The sequence below is a fragment of the Allochromatium vinosum DSM 180 genome (genome assembly GCF_000025485.1).
GTDB lineage: Bacteria > Pseudomonadota > Gammaproteobacteria > Chromatiales > Chromatiaceae > Thermochromatium > Thermochromatium vinosum.
This window is the reverse complement of the sequence record NC_013851.1, coordinates 1,431,474-1,444,595: the sequence shown is the minus strand read 5'-3', so window position 1 is coordinate 1,444,595 and position 13,122 is coordinate 1,431,474. Positions and strand designations below refer to the sequence as shown.

The window sequence follows — 13,122 nt, the reverse complement described above, 5'->3', positions numbered from 1 at the left end:
ATCAGGCGGCTCATGACTGCTCGAGCTTCCTGGCCCAGGGCGCGATGTGACGCTGCTCGCGCGGGTTGTCGACCTGATTGCGCGTCGGGCTGAAGAAGAGTCCGGGCATGTGCAGCAGCTTGCTGTAGGGGAAGATGATCATGAGCAGCGCCACCAGGAGCAGATGCAGCAGCAGCAGCGGATCGGCCGGCAGCGGCTCGATGTCGTAGCTGTAGAGTCCCAGGAAGAAGGTCTTGATCTCGACCACGTCGACATGGAAGACGAACTTCATCAGCAGTCCGGTGCAGCCGATGGCGACCAGCAGGCCCAGGATCAGATGGTCCGAAGTCGAGGTGATGTACTTGACGCGATCGACCAGGAAGCGCCGCGCCCAGAGTCCGGCCAGCCCCACGACCATGGCGATACCGCCATAGATGCCGAACGGCTGGACGAGTTGAATCGGGAACCACACGGGTTCGATGAAGTAGCGCAGATGGCGCAGCGTGACCAGGAACAGGCCGAAGTGGAACATCCAGCCGAAGATCCAGGTCCACTTGTTGCCGCGAAACAGGCTCTCGAACAGGACGACCTCACGCATCATCCTGAGAACCACACCGCGTCCGGTCGTCGGCGCCGGGGTGGTCGGGATCTTCAGCGGCGCGGGTGTGAGCGCGTACTGAATGATCTTGCGAGCCAGACCCGCCACCAGCACGAAGGCGGCGAAATAGAACAGGAAGGCATAGAAGTTCGTCAGAAACGCCATGTTTCCGCACCCTCGGTGGAGCTTGATGGAATCCGGCGCGCCACAGGTTCAAAAGAACCGCGCGCGCCGGACGCTCGTCCGCTTAGACGCAGCCGGTCGGCTTGGGCAGGCCGGCGAAACGGCACGCCTGCTTGGCCGGACCATAGGGGAAAAGGCTGTAGAGATACTTGCTGTTGCCCTTCTCCTTGCCGAGCTTCTTGCCGACGGCCTTGGTCAGGACGCGCACGGCGGGAGCGATCTGATACTCCTCGTAGTACTCACGCAGGAAGTTGATGATGTCCCAGTGCTCTTCGGTCAGCTCCAGGTTGTCCTGCTTGGCCATGACATCGGCCACGCCCGGAACCCAATCGTTCAGGTTGGAGAGATAGCCCTCCTCATCCACGGCGAATTGCTTGCCATCGACTTCGATCGTGTCGGCCATTGGAATCTTCCTCTCTTGGTTTCGGTAAAGAAAAATCGAAAATTACAACCAGGCCTGGACGGTATCGCACTCGGTCGTCAGATCGACGAAGCCGGCGTAGTCCACGACGCTGATCCCTGGAATGACGCGCTCATCACTGAAGCCCCGGGCCTTGAGGTCGGGGCCGAGCACGTACAGCTTGAGCTTGCCGAGCGCCTCGGTCACTTGAGACTCGACGCGGGTACCCGCGAGCGCGGCATAGATGCCATCCTCGAACAGCAGGACGCTCGCGCCCTCGGTGGCAAACTTCAGGCAGGATTCTAACGAATTCCGCTCGAAGGGTGATTTGTTGACAGTATGCAGAATGCTCATTCCACCCTCCCCTTAGAAGCTGAAGACCGCATCGGATTCGTTCATCAGCTCGCTGACGCGCGCCGAATCGATGACCTCGACGATGTTGTCGAACTCTTCCTCGGTCTCCATGTCCTCGAAGGCGATCTCGACCAGATCGTCCTGGGTCAGTCCGCGCGCTTCCAGCGAGTCGCGGTCGACATAGATGCGACGCACCTCGTAGTCGCCCAGGGTGCGGTAGGTCGGGGAGAAGTTCTTCATCCCGATGCCCTTGGTGTCCTGGCCCCTGGTGAGCTGGTAGACACCGTCGTCGAGGAACAGGACGCACACGTCCTGATCGAAGGCGGCGCCGATGAGCACGACTTCCAGGGCTTCCCACGCATAGATGGTGCCGTAGGGCGCCTTGCGATTGAGGTACATGAATTTCTTCACGACTTCCGACATGTTGGCGCTCCCTCAGTCACCGAAGACGACGAGACGGTCGGCCTGGATCGCCGCCTCGACCAGTTGCCCGAGTCCGGAAATCCGGAATTTGGGATGGATGTTGGTCGCGTCCTTGCCGTTGCGACTGGCCTCGCCCTCATCGACGATGCCGCGACGCTGGGCGGCGGCGACACAGACGACCATGTCCAGCTCGTACTGCTCGGCCAGCTCGGCCCAGCGGTTGACGATGTGACGATCGTCCTGCGGCGGCGTGGTCAGGCGGGTCGAGTTGTTGACGCCGTCGTGATAGAAGAAGACCCGGAAGATCTCGTGCCCCTTCTCCAGCGCGGCCTTGGCGAACTGATAGGCCGAGTCGGACGCCTGATGCTGATAGGGCCCCTCGTTGATCTGAAGCGCGAACTTCATGCAGACCTCGTGGCTATCCAAATCCAGTCATCGCGCTCTCGGGTCGGTCGCGCGCGGCGTCCGACCCGAGGCGATGGATTGTCGTTCGATCATGGCGCGTCCGTGCTGTGCCGGATGCGCCTCCCCCTGTCCGCTCCGGATCAGAAGCGGATATAGGACGAGCTGTTGAAGCTCGCGCGCGCGCCGCGCCAGGTATCGATGTGATACTTGGTGAAGGGCAGCTCGACCTCCTCGAAGAAGCGCGGCCAGCCGATGCGTTCGATCCACTCGTTGATGCGCTCCCAGTCCTTCGCGCCTTCCTTGTACGCCTTCAGGATGCGCTTGACGATGGCGGTCGCTTCCGGCCAGCGAGGCGGATTGTTCGGGATGCCGGCGGCCACCAGCTTCTGGAAGGTCGGCTTGCCGCGCGCGTTGGAGTGGTTGCCGCCGACCCAGATGGCCAGCTTGGAGTGCTCGGCGTCGTTGATCTGCATCGGCGGACAGGGCGGATAGCAGGCACCGCAGCAGATGCACTTGCGCTCGTCGACTTCGAGCGACGGCTTGCCGTTGACCATCGCCGGACGAATTGCGGCGACCGGGCAGCGGGCCACGACCGACGGACGCTCGCAGACATTGGCCACCAGATCATGGTTGATCTTCGGCGGCTTGGTGTGCTGGATGTTGATCGCGATGTCGCCCTGACCGCCACAGTTGATCTGGCAGCAGGAGGTGGTGATGTGCACGCGGTTGGGCATGGTGGCGTTGCGGAACTCGTCGATGAGCTCATCCATCATCGACTTGACCACGCCCGAGGCGTCGGTGCCCGGGATGTCGCAGTGCAGCCAGCCCTGGGTGTGCGAGATCATGGCCACCGAGTTCTGGGTGCCGCCGACGACGAAGCCGGCGCCTTCCAGGGCGTCGATCAGCGGCTGGACCTTGGCTTCGTCACTCACCAGATACTCGATGTTCGAGCGGATGGTGAAGTGGACATAGCCGTCGGCGAACTCGTCACCGATGTCGCACAGCTTGCGCAGTGTGAAGACGTCGAGGATGCGCTGGGTGCCGGCCTTGACCGTCCAGATCTTGTCGCCGCTGTAGGCCACATGCAGCAGCACGCCCGGACGCGGATGCTCGTGATACTTCCACATGCCAAAATTCTTGCGCATCACCGGATGCATGTACTGCCAGGGGTCCGGACAGCCGGACTCGATGGGCTCACGCATTTCCGCCATGGACTGATCCTCCAGTGTTTCGATTCTTGGGGAGTACGATGGGGTCGGCGCCGCTCAGCGACCGGCCTCGGCCTGACGCGCGAACCATTCTTCGGCCGCCTCGTCCCAGCCATCCATGCGGATGTAGGAACTCTGGCGCGGGTGGCTCAGCATGTTCGGGTCCGGCTCGATGCCGATGCCTTCCAGGAAGTTGGCCAGACCGATGCGCTCGATCATCTCGCCGCAACGCTCGTGCTCCAGACCGTTCTCGGCCCAGAAATCGATGATGGTCTCGGCCAGCTCGACCAGCGACTCGTAGTCTTCCTCGGTCTCCAGCTTCTTGAACGGCACGACCACGGTGCCCATCAGATCGCCGATCTTGAGGGTGCGCTTGCCGCCGATCAGGATGGTGACACCCTTGTCGTCGCCGGGATGCAGCGCCTTCGGCATGACGTTCAGACAGTGCATGCAGCGCACGCAGTCGCGATTGTTGACGTCGAGGGTGTCGTCGTCGTTGAGCGACAGTGCCTTGGTCGGGCAGCGGGTGATGACGTTGTCGATGTAGTACTGGCGGCCCTTGTCGGCGATGTAATGCTTGACTTCGGCCTGATCGACCTTCATGTCGTCGCGCCAGGTGCCGAGGACGGCGAAGTCGGAACGCTCGATGGCGTTCTGGCAGTCGTTGGGGCAACCGGAGACTTTGAACTTGAACTTGTAGGGCAGCGCCGGACGGTGCACATCGTCGGTGAAGTTGTTGACCAGTAGCCGATGGGCCTTCAGCTCGTTGGTGCAGGACATCTCGCAGCGCGCCGAGCCGACACAGGACATGGCGGTACGCACGCAGGGACCGGCGCCGCCGAGATCCCAGCCGTAGTCGTTGATCTCGTCGAAGAAGTTCTGGGTGTTCGGGGTATCGACACCGATGAACATGATGTTGCCGGTCTGGCCGTGGAAGGTGATCAGACCCGAGCCGTACTTCTCCCAGGTATCGGCGAGCTGGCGCAGCATGGCGGTGGTGTAGTGGTTGCCTGCCGGCGGCTGGACGCGGACGGTGTGGAATTCCTTGGAACTGGGGAAGACCTTGCCGACTTCGGAGAAGCGCGGAATGATGCCGCCGCCATAGCCGAACACCGACACGGTACCGCCCTTCCAGTAGCCCTTGCGGGTCTCGTAGGAGTGTTCGAGCTGACCGAGCAGGTCGTTGGTCACGGCATTGATGCGCGCGTCCGGGTGCTGGTCGCGCAGACGCTTGATGCCGGAGATGAAGCTGGGCCAGGGACCGGTCTCGAGCTGGTCGAGCATCGGGGTCGCGTGCTTGTCGATAGCCATTGCGCGGTCTCTCCTATCGATATAACCAGGAACGGATATGGTTTGTGCGCGTGCACGAACCTGTCTCGACCGCTTGGCCGGGACAGCGCGGATCGCTGCATCGCGTCGGGTCTGTGTGTGGAGCCGGTGGTACCGACACGCTCGGCGTGCGTATCGAGCCGGACCCTCAACCCCATCGGCGTTTTCTAATATACCCATGGACAGGATGCGCGCCCATTCCACGATCGGGGGGGGATATCCTCCTCGACCTCTATCCCTTTGGAGATATACGCCAGTGCCTGGAGCCTTCCGCAGGTGATGTGGCCCAGCGATCAAAGACAGCGGCCGGATTGGCGAAAAATCCTACAAGCCAGCTCACCAGAAAGTCAATAAACTCTAATATTACAGTTTTCTAAAATTCAGGGTCATCAGAATACTCCACCTAAGTTTCCATGATCGCCGACGCATCAGGGCGCGGGCTGGTCGGGCGCTGTTGTTTTCGGGTCCGGACGCCTGCACATTCAACCACACCCAGGTACCGGCGCTCGCCTCTCGCGACGGATGATTCGCATGGATACCGATGACGTGGCATGCTCCGAACCCTTCGATCCATACAGACACTCAGACTCAGATGCTCAAGCTCAGCGAAATCCTGGTTGCCAACCAAGACCTCGAATCCTTCGACGAACTCATCCCGCTCGTCCAGGCCGTGGCGCGTTCCGGCGAGCGGTTCTTCCGCATGGACGTCAAGCCGCCCTACCCGGACACGCCGGAGAACTGGGAGGACCGACTCGAGGCCGCCTTCAGCGGCCTGCTGCGCTGATTCCACGATCCTAACGACCAGCAGGGTTTCTCACGCCATGAACACCATGAAGTCATTCGACCCCTTCGCCATCCGACTGCCGGACACTGCCGCCGATTCCGTCTTCAATCATGGCAGTGAATTCGCGGCGCTGGAGTCGCATCTTCAGGTGCTCAACGAACGGCTCGCGGCCATCGAGCACGGCAGCGGCTCGGCGCATGAGCTGGCTGATCTGCGCTTGCAGGTCGCACGGACCCTGGTCAATCTGGAGCGTGGAGTGGAAGCCTGGCCGCTGGCGCGTGCCGCCTTCGATCACTTCATCGAATGGGACCAGTTCGAGTCGGCGGCCGATGCCTGTGACGTGCTGTTCCAGTCCGAACAGCCCGGTTCGGTCGCTGCGCTCGGGCAGGGGATCTGGCTGGCCGTCACCTGCCCCATCGATCCCGAGCTGACCATCGAGCTGCTCAATCATGTGATCGACGAGACGCCGGACGACGCCGATGGCGCGGCGGTGGCGGCGACCACGGCGCTGTTCCTGGCCGATGTGCGTGCCGAGGGACACCATCGTGAGAATCTGATGTTCTTCACCACCCAGTTGCTCGGTACGGTGGCGCACCGTCACAGTCAGATCGAGACGCCCGAGCAGCTCGATCACTGGATGGAGCGGCTGGAACTGAAGGAACCCGAGAAATTCCTGGTACGTCTGCGCAATGTCGTCGATGTGCTGGTCCAGGACGACTGGTGGTTCGACCGCGAGGCGCTTCAGCGGCGCCTGCCCTATTGATCCATCCCTGATTCCAAGGATTCCGAGACCGACCGAATGTTCTGGAACGAAGACGAACCGACCGACGCGCTCCGACTGCCGGACGATATCGTCGATCTGCTGTTTGCGATCGACTGCAAGCGTCTGCCGGTCGACCATGCCTACGCCCTGTCGAGCGCGGTGCGCGCTCTGGTGCCCTGGTTCGATGAGGAACCGCGCCTGGGCGTGCATACCATCCATGTCGCCGGATCGCAGAACGGCTGGGAGCGGCCCGAGCACTCGCCCGAGGCGCTGATCATGGTCTCGCGCCGCACCAAGCTGACGATTCGCGTTCCGAGCGCGCGGGCGGACGATCTGGCGGCGCGTCTCCAGGGGCGGCGGATCGATGTCGGTGGTCAGCCGTTGACGATCGGCGCGGCCAAGCCGAAGCCCCTGAGTCAGGAGACGACCATCTTTGCGCGTTATCTGGCGACGGACCCCAGTGCCGATGCCGAGGCGTTCGCCGACGAATCGCGCTTTCTCGAAGCCGCCGCGCAAGCGCTCGGCGCACTCGACATCCGCGTGCGCAAGGCGCTCTGCGGCAAGGCCACGACCCTGCATACACCGGCCGGCCCGATCCCTACCCGCGCCCTCATGCTCGCCGGACTGACGCGCGAGGAGTCGATGCGGCTTCAGCGTGAGGGGCTGGGGCCGCATCGTGCGCTCGGTTGCGGTCTCTTCATCCCGCACAAGGGCATCGATCCGGTGAAGAGTCCGGCCTGAGTCATTCACCTGGCCGTAAAAAATATGACGATCTAATGACCTTTTTTTGACAAACTGGCACCCCCTCGCGTACCCGGCTCATCGGCCGGACGACGCCAATCCAGTTTCGTCAACCACAGTCATGTGATCTCATGAAGACCACCAACCCGATCGCCGCCCTGTTCGGCCGCTCACCCTTTGGGCCGACGCAGGAACACATGCGGCTCGTCCAGTCCGCCGTCGTCCAGCTTCCGGCACTCGTCGAGGCGCTGGGCACGGCCGATGTCTCCGACATCACCTCACGCCAGGACGCCATCCGCGCGCCCATCCCCCAGGCCAGTGCACTCGCGCGCGAGATCCGGCTGCACCTGCCGCGCAGTCTGTTCATGCCGGTCGACCGGCGCGATCTGCTCGAACTGCTCGACCGTCAGGAATGGATTGGGCGTGAAGTCCGCGCCATCGCCGATCTGCCGTTGCAGCACGCCATGCGTCTCCCGACGGAACTCCACACGGCGCTACTCAACCTGACCCGGAGCGCTACCGCGACCTGTCAGCAAGCCACCGCCATCGTCGACGAGATCGACGAACTCATCGAGACCGGCTTTCGCGGCCCGGAAGCCACCCGCGTCGAGACCATGATCCAGACCCTCGACCGGCTCGCCGGTGAGACCGACGCGCAGGTGCCTGCACTGGCTCGCGCGCTCTTCGCACCGATCGACGACGCCGGCCAGGGCGACGCCCTGCCCCCCGCCACGCCGCCACTCACGCACCAGCTCGTGCGCGCGCTCAGTGCGCTCGCCAACCGCGCTGCCCGCATCGGCGATCACCTGCTGCCGCTCATCGCGCGCTGAAGTCCGGGAGAGAAGAGCGTGGAAATCATCACTGAATGGGGATCAGTGTTCCTGATCCTGGCCATCGTCTTTGGCCTCTACATGACCTGGGGCATCGGCGCCAACGATGTGGCCAATGCCATGGGCACCTCGGTCGGCTCGGGGGCCATCACCGTGCGGCAGGCGATCCTGATCGCGGCCGTCTGTGAGTTCATCGGCGCCTTCGTCGCCGGCGGCGATGTCACCGAGACCATCCGCAGCGGCATCATCGATGCCGAAACGCTGGACGGTCGGCCCGAACTCCTGGTCTACGGCATGCTTGCCTCGCTGCTGGCCGCCGGAGTCTGGCTCATGATCGCTTCGGCGCGCGGCTGGCCGGTCTCGACCACACATTCGATCGTCGGCGCCATCGTCGGCTTCGCGGTCGCCGGGATCGGGCTGCATGCCGTACATTGGGAGACGATCGGCCAGATCGTCGCCAGTTGGGTGATCTCGCCGCTGCTGGGCGGTCTGGCAGCACTGCTGATCATGCTGAGCATCCGTCATCTGATCCTCAACGCCGAGAATCCGTTCCGGCAGGCCAAGCGCTGGGGGCCGGTCTATGTGTTCCTGGTCGGCTGGATCGTGAGCCTGGTGTCGCTGTTCAAGGGACTCAAGCATCTGGATCTGCACCTGACGACCACGGAGAGCCTGATCGTGGCGACCGTCTTCGGCCTGGTGACGGGCCTCATCGGCAAGGTCTTGATCGACCGCGTCAAGCTCGACGAGAAGGCCGACCGCGCCTTCCATTTCGCCAGTGTCGAGAAGGTCTTCACGCCGATGATGATCTTCACCGCCTGCGCCATGGCCTTCGCCCACGGCTCCAACGACGTGGCCAACGGCATCGGGCCGCTGGCAGCCGTGGTGTCTGTGATCCAGTCCGGCGGCGCCGTGGCCCAGAAGGCGCAACTGCCGCTGTGGATCCTGCTGCTCGGCGGCATCGGCATCGTGGTGGGGCTGGCGACCCTGGGCTATCGCGTCATGCAGACCATCGGCACCCGGATCACCGAACTGACACCCACGCGCGGTTTCTCAGCCACGCTGGCCGCCGCTGCCGTGGTGGTGCTGGCCTCCAAGACCGGGCTGCCGGTCTCGACCACCCATATCGCCGTGGGCGCGGTCATGGGCGTCGGGCTGTCGCGCGGGATCGCGGCGCTGGATCTGCGCGTCATCGGCAACATCGTGGTCTCCTGGCTGATCACGCTGCCGGCCGGGGCCGTGCTGGCGGCGGCGTTCTTCTATCTGTTCAAGTTCAGCTTCTCTTGAACGAACGTCCGACGCACGCCGACTATCCCTTCGTCGCGAGCGAGCCGGTCACGGATCTGGTCGAGACCCGCAGCGTGTCCCTGGCGCGCGGCGTGCGTTTCGGCCAGATCCTGGTGACGGGTCCGCCGGGGTCGGGCAAGTCGACGCTCATCCGGCGGCTCGGCGGCTGGCCCGAGGAAGGCTATGTCGATCTGACCCGTGACGGCTGGTGGCGCGCCCGGTCGCTGGCGCTGCGTCCGCGCGAGGTCCATTTCGGGCTGCCCTTCGTCGGCGAACCGCGCGCGCTGGCGCTGTTCGATCCGCAATGGCTGCGTCGCTGGCGCGCGCTGGAGCTGGACCCGGCACGCATCCGCCTGCCGCCGCCCAAGCGCCATCTCTGGTCGACCGACTGGCGCGCACGCCTGGATTTCGAGTTCCTGCTGCCGTCGCCCGACACCATCGTCGTGCTGCGCCGGGCGCGGGCGCGCTGGGGCACGCATCCGATCGACGCCAGCATCGACCCGGAGCAGATTCGCGCCCAGGTCATGCTCTACAGCCAGGTGGCGCTGTATTTCCAGCGACAGGGTATGATCGTCCATCTGCGCGAACGGGCCGACCGGCCACCACGGCGAATCCACGAGCATGGCGAAACCCAAACGACTCGCCCGTAAGAGTCTCCTCAAACGCTTCCGCGAGCTGCTCCAGGGCATGGATGCCTGCGAGGACGTGGATCTGAAGGACGCCCTGCGTCTGGGCGGGGACAAGATCAGGGTGCCGGCCCCGGCCCTGCCGCTGAGCATCCGGCTCGGCGGCGAGGACGGCTATCCGCTGCATCTCTATCCGGAGCCGCGCTTCGAGGAAGACGGCACGCTGGTGTATTCCGGCGACTATCTGCTGGTCGATCCCGACAGCTATTTCCAGGACATCAGCGGCTTTCTGCGGCTCGATCAGGGCGAAACCCTGACCCTGGGGCGCGGCGACCCGCTCCAGCGGCTACTGTTGCGCTACCCCAAGTCGGTCGCCGAGCGGCATCTGCGCCTGAAACTCTCGACCAAGGGGCTGGCGTTCAAGAACAAGTCCGAGCAGGCCGGAGTCTGTCTGGCACCGCTCACGCGCGAGGACTGGGTCGAACGCCTGGCACAACAGCGTCTGCGCGCGCTCGACCGGCTGGTCGAGGTGCTCGGCGGGCCGATCGAGCCGCTGGAAACCACCGCCGCGCTCGCCCTGATCGACGAGGTCAATGCGCTGATGCGCGACGAGCCTTATCGTGTCCCCAACGCTCAGGGTCGCAACAGCGGGCTGCTGGCCCTGCCCGACCGGCCGCGTCCGATCTTCGTCGGCGACCTGCACGCCCGACTCGACAACCTGCTGGTGATCCTGACCCAGGGCGCCTTCCTCAATGCACTCATCGACGGTAGCGCCCTGCTCATCCTGCTCGGTGATGCGGTCCAGTCCGACGCGCCCGGACGGGAGGCTGAGATGGACGACTCGATGCTGATGATGGATCTGATCTTCCGGCTCAAGCGACGCTTCCCCGAGCGCGTCTTCTATCTGCGCGGCAATCACGACAGTTTCTCCGACGAACTCAGCAAGTCCGGCGTCCCCCAGGGGGTGCTGTGGGAACAGGCCCTGATCGAAGGGCGCGGAATGCGCTATCGTGACGCCATGCAAACCTTCTACGATCGTCTGCCCTATGTCGCCGCCTCCTCGGGCTATCTGGCCTGTCATGCCGGGCCGCCGCTCGGCAAGCTCAGTTGGGAGGCGCTGGTCGACATCGAGCGCCATCCCAAGCTCGCCCATCAGCTCACCCATGTGCGGCTGCGCCAGTCCGGTCGCGCCAACGGCTATGGCTATGGCCCCGGTGATCTGGCACGCCTGCGCAAGCGGCTCGGCGTCAAGCGCGAGGCGCCGGTCATCGTCGGCCATACCCCGCCACGTCACACCCAGACCTGCTGGATGAACGCCGGCGGCATCCCCAACCACCATATCGTCTATGGCTCCCATCCTGACTGGATCGGCGTCATCACCCGCCCGGAGAAACGCTTGGTGCCCCTGATCTATCCGAGCGAACCCATGCTCAGCGTCTACAACCGGCGCGCGCGTGCCGCCCAGTCGAGCGAGGACGCCTATGGATGAGTCGATGGTCGACTGGTGGACGATGAGCGTCGGACTCTTCGGCGGGCTGGCGCTCTTCCTCTACGGCATGGAGCAGATGGCCACCGCACTCAAGGCCGCCGCCGGCGAGCGCATGAAGGACATCCTGGCGCGCCTGACCACCAACCGCTTCATGGGCGCGCTCACCGGGGCCTTCGTCACCGCCGTCATCAACTCATCCTCGATCACCACGGTGCTGGTGGTCGGCTTCATCAGCGCCGGACTGCTGTCGCTGTCACAGTCGGTCGGCATCATCATGGGGGCCAACATCGGCTCGACCGTCACTGCCCAACTGATCGCCTTCCAGCTCGACAACATGGCGCTGTTGATGATCGGATTCGGCTTCATGCTGCTGGTGGCTGTCAAGCGCGAGGCGGCACGCCACTACGGCGGCATGATCATGGGGCTGGGGCTGGTCTTCCTCGGCATGACGCTCATGAGCGAGGCCATGGCGCCGCTACGCGATTACGCGCCGTTCCTCGACTTCATGGCCACCCTGCGCAATCCCGTGCTCGCCATCCTGATCGCGGCGCTGTTCACCGGCTTGATACAATCCTCGGCGGCTACCATGGGTATCGCCATCGTGATGGCCAGTCAGGGATTCATGGATCTGGAGACCGGCATCGCGCTCGCCTTCGGGGCCAACATCGGCACCTGCGTCACCGCCATGCTCGCCTCGATCGGCAAGCCGCGCGAAGCGGTGCGCGCGGCACTGGTGCATGTGATCTTCAACATCGCCGGCGTCCTGGTGTGGTTCGGCTTCATCGGCCATCTGGCCGAGTGGGTGCAGCTGATCTCGCCGACGCGACCGGATCTCACGGGACAGGCCCGGCTGGCCGCCGAGGTGCCGCGTCAGATCGCCAATGCGCATACGCTCTTCAACATTGCCAACACCCTGCTGTTCATCGGGCTGACCAGCCAGCTCGCGCGCCTTGTCCAATGGCTGGTGCCGGACAAGCCGGCAAGCGAGGACGCCTTCATCGTCCGGCCACGCTATCTCGACGAGGAACTGCTAACCACGCCCTCGCTAGCGCTCGACCGGGTGCGGCTGGAGATCCTGCACATGGGCGACAGCGTGCGCGAGATGATGCAGTCGATCATGCCGGCCATCCTCGGCGGCAACCGCCAGACACTGCGCGAGATCGAGCTGATGGACAACGATGTCGACAGCCTCCATGCCGAGATCGTCAGCTATCTCGGCAAGATCAGCCGCCAGAGCCTGACCGAGCATCAGACGCGCGAGCTGATGTCGCTGCTCGCCGCCGCCAACGATCTGGAGAACATCGGCGATCTGATCGAGACCAATCTCGTCGTCCTCGGACGCGAGCGCATCGACCAGGGCGTCTCGGTCAGCGAACCGACGCGCGAGGTGCTGCTGAACTTCCATCGCGCCGTCAGCCGCGCGCTCGGCGCGGCCCTGCAAGCGGTGGCGCAGAACAACGAGATCGCCGCGCGCACGGTCACGGCCATGAAGAGCGAGATCAGCGCCATCGCCGATTCGGCCGCCGCGCACGAGGCCCGGCGTCTGGTCGCCGAGGAACCCAAGCGCATCCCGGCCTATACGCTGGAGATCGACATCATCGAAAAGCTCCAGCGCATCTATTATTTCGCCAAGCGCATGGCCAAGACGGTCGAGACCGACACGGCGACCGACAATGCTTGAGCGGCCGGAGACCGGCCTATCATCAACGACGAGGCGCCTCACGGA

15 protein-coding genes are annotated in these 13,122 nt (G+C 64.1%); 8 read left to right on the top strand and 7 right to left on the bottom strand.

The genetic code is table 11. The features are described from left to right. Positions 1 to 10 precede the first annotated feature (10 nt). The 7 genes from ALVIN_RS06210 to dsrA form a co-directional block, all read right to left on the bottom strand. Positions 11 to 742 carry a respiratory nitrate reductase subunit gamma gene (locus ALVIN_RS06210; protein ID WP_012970470.1) on the bottom strand — a complete coding sequence of 244 codons (732 nt, stop codon included), beginning with the start codon at positions 740 to 742 and terminating at the stop codon, positions 11 to 13. Positions 743 to 824: 82 nt separating this feature from the next. After that, positions 825 to 1,163, bottom strand: coding sequence for a TusE/DsrC/DsvC family sulfur relay protein (locus tag ALVIN_RS06205; RefSeq protein ID WP_012970469.1), 339 nt, complete (start codon positions 1,161 to 1,163; stop codon positions 825 to 827). A gap of 42 nt (positions 1,164 to 1,205) precedes the next feature. Next, a complete protein-coding gene (gene tusB, locus ALVIN_RS06200) occupies positions 1,206 to 1,514 on the bottom strand; it encodes a sulfurtransferase complex subunit TusB (protein WP_012970468.1) in 309 nt (102 codons plus the stop codon). A 12-nt stretch (positions 1,515 to 1,526) separates the two neighbouring features. Next, entirely contained in the window at positions 1,527 to 1,937 is a 411-nt protein-coding gene (gene tusC, locus ALVIN_RS06195) for a sulfurtransferase complex subunit TusC (RefSeq protein WP_012970467.1), read from the bottom strand. 12 nt (positions 1,938 to 1,949) lie between these two features. Further along, entirely contained in the window at positions 1,950 to 2,342 is a 393-nt protein-coding gene (gene tusD, locus ALVIN_RS06190) for a sulfurtransferase complex subunit TusD (protein WP_012970466.1), read from the bottom strand. Positions 2,343 to 2,482: 140 nt separating this feature from the next. Beyond that, complete coding sequence (gene dsrB, locus ALVIN_RS06185; RefSeq protein WP_012970465.1) at positions 2,483 to 3,553, bottom strand: dissimilatory-type sulfite reductase subunit beta; 1,071 nt, start codon at positions 3,551 to 3,553, stop codon at positions 2,483 to 2,485. Positions 3,554 to 3,607: 54 nt separating this feature from the next. After that, positions 3,608 to 4,861, bottom strand: coding sequence for a dissimilatory-type sulfite reductase subunit alpha (gene dsrA / locus ALVIN_RS06180; protein WP_012970464.1), 1,254 nt, complete (start codon positions 4,859 to 4,861; stop codon positions 3,608 to 3,610). 610 nt (positions 4,862 to 5,471) lie between these two features. Here dsrA and ALVIN_RS06175 point away from each other — a divergent pair. The 8 genes from ALVIN_RS06175 to ALVIN_RS06140 all read left to right on the top strand — a co-directional run bounded on the left by ALVIN_RS06175 (position 5,472) and on the right by ALVIN_RS06140 (position 13,077). Further along, complete coding sequence (locus ALVIN_RS06175; RefSeq protein WP_043795547.1) at positions 5,472 to 5,663, top strand: hypothetical protein; 192 nt, start codon at positions 5,472 to 5,474, stop codon at positions 5,661 to 5,663. A gap of 46 nt (positions 5,664 to 5,709) precedes the next feature. Further along, on the top strand, positions 5,710 to 6,426 hold the full coding sequence (locus ALVIN_RS06170) for a hypothetical protein (protein ID WP_043796040.1): 717 nt from the start codon (positions 5,710 to 5,712) through the stop codon (positions 6,424 to 6,426). Between the two features lie 36 nt (positions 6,427 to 6,462). Further along, a complete protein-coding gene (gene cas6 / locus ALVIN_RS06165) occupies positions 6,463 to 7,167 on the top strand; it encodes a type I-MYXAN CRISPR-associated protein Cas6/Cmx6 (protein ID WP_012970461.1) in 705 nt (234 codons plus the stop codon). A 131-nt stretch (positions 7,168 to 7,298) separates the two neighbouring features. Continuing rightward, positions 7,299 to 7,997, top strand: coding sequence for a DUF47 domain-containing protein (locus tag ALVIN_RS06160; protein ID WP_012970460.1), 699 nt, complete (start codon positions 7,299 to 7,301; stop codon positions 7,995 to 7,997). Between the two features lie 18 nt (positions 7,998 to 8,015). Continuing rightward, a complete protein-coding gene (locus tag ALVIN_RS06155) occupies positions 8,016 to 9,281 on the top strand; it encodes an inorganic phosphate transporter (RefSeq protein WP_012970459.1) in 1,266 nt (421 codons plus the stop codon). Beyond that, positions 9,278 to 9,931 (top strand): ATP-binding protein, encoded by a 654-nt coding sequence (locus ALVIN_RS06150; RefSeq protein ID WP_012970458.1) that lies wholly within the window; start codon positions 9,278 to 9,280, stop codon positions 9,929 to 9,931. The genes ALVIN_RS06155 and ALVIN_RS06150 overlap by 4 nt, the downstream gene beginning before the upstream one ends. After that, the gene (locus ALVIN_RS06145) at positions 9,903 to 11,396 is read left to right on the top strand and encodes a metallophosphoesterase (protein WP_012970457.1); all 1,494 of its coding nucleotides are present in this window, start codon (positions 9,903 to 9,905) and stop codon (positions 11,394 to 11,396) included. Before ALVIN_RS06150 ends, ALVIN_RS06145 begins: the two co-directional genes overlap by 29 nt. After that, positions 11,389 to 13,077 (top strand): Na/Pi cotransporter family protein, encoded by a 1,689-nt coding sequence (locus tag ALVIN_RS06140; protein ID WP_012970456.1) that lies wholly within the window; start codon positions 11,389 to 11,391, stop codon positions 13,075 to 13,077. Before ALVIN_RS06145 ends, ALVIN_RS06140 begins: the two co-directional genes overlap by 8 nt. The last annotated feature ends 45 nt before the right edge of the window (positions 13,078 to 13,122 follow it).

Bases quoted from the DNA above. Each gene is read 5' to 3' on its own strand.
- ALVIN_RS06210 (WP_012970470.1), bottom strand. From the start codon at position 742: ATGGCGTTTCTGACGAACTTCTATGCCTTCCTGTTCTATTTCGCCGCC.
- ALVIN_RS06205 (WP_012970469.1), bottom strand. From the start codon at position 1,163: ATGGCCGACACGATCGAAGTCGATGGCAAGCAATTCGCCGTGGATGAG.
- tusB (WP_012970468.1), bottom strand. From the start codon at position 1,514: ATGAGCATTCTGCATACTGTCAACAAATCACCCTTCGAGCGGAATTCG.
- tusC (WP_012970467.1), bottom strand. From the start codon at position 1,937: ATGTCGGAAGTCGTGAAGAAATTCATGTACCTCAATCGCAAGGCGCCC.
- tusD (WP_012970466.1), bottom strand. From the start codon at position 2,342: ATGAAGTTCGCGCTTCAGATCAACGAGGGGCCCTATCAGCATCAGGCG.
- dsrB (WP_012970465.1), bottom strand. From the start codon at position 3,553: ATGGCGGAAATGCGTGAGCCCATCGAGTCCGGCTGTCCGGACCCCTGG.
- dsrA (WP_012970464.1), bottom strand. From the start codon at position 4,861: ATGGCTATCGACAAGCACGCGACCCCGATGCTCGACCAGCTCGAGACC.
- ALVIN_RS06175 (WP_043795547.1), top strand. From the start codon at position 5,472: ATGCTCAAGCTCAGCGAAATCCTGGTTGCCAACCAAGACCTCGAATCC.
- ALVIN_RS06170 (WP_043796040.1), top strand. From the start codon at position 5,710: ATGAAGTCATTCGACCCCTTCGCCATCCGACTGCCGGACACTGCCGCC.
- cas6 (WP_012970461.1), top strand. From the start codon at position 6,463: ATGTTCTGGAACGAAGACGAACCGACCGACGCGCTCCGACTGCCGGAC.
- ALVIN_RS06160 (WP_012970460.1), top strand. From the start codon at position 7,299: ATGAAGACCACCAACCCGATCGCCGCCCTGTTCGGCCGCTCACCCTTT.
- ALVIN_RS06145 (WP_012970457.1), top strand. From the start codon at position 9,903: ATGGCGAAACCCAAACGACTCGCCCGTAAGAGTCTCCTCAAACGCTTC.
- ALVIN_RS06140 (WP_012970456.1), top strand. From the start codon at position 11,389: ATGGATGAGTCGATGGTCGACTGGTGGACGATGAGCGTCGGACTCTTC.